This is a genomic window from Bacillus sanguinis, from assembly GCF_018332475.1.
Classification (GTDB): domain Bacteria; phylum Bacillota; class Bacilli; order Bacillales; family Bacillaceae_G; genus Bacillus_A; species Bacillus_A sanguinis.
Map to the genome: position 1 here is coordinate 1 of NZ_BOQB01000159.1, position 324 is coordinate 324.

The 324-nt window shown below is 36.4% G+C and carries 1 pseudogene; it reads right to left on the reverse strand.

Annotated features, from left to right (window positions below):
* Positions 1-304: pseudogene (locus KI369_RS17400) on the reverse strand (peptigoglycan-binding protein LysM); the annotation flags it as partial.
* Between the last annotated feature and the right edge of the window lie 20 nt (positions 305-324).

Genomic DNA, 324 nt, shown 5'->3' on the forward strand with positions numbered 1-324 from the left:
CCATGATTGGCATCATATTTGGCATTTGGTTGTTATCCATGACCGGCATCATATTCGGCATTTGGTTGTTATCCATTATCGGCATAATGTTGGGTATTGGGTTATTATCCATGATTGGCATCATATTTGGTGGTTGGTTATTATCCATGATTGGCATTATATTTGGTGGTTGATTGTTATCCATGATTGGCATTATATTTGGTGGTTGATTGTTATCCATTATCGGCATGATGTTTGGCACTTGAATATTTGGCGGTATAACTTGTGGAATAACTACATTTTCTTTCGATACATTCGGTGACACAATATTCCCTACATTTTCTT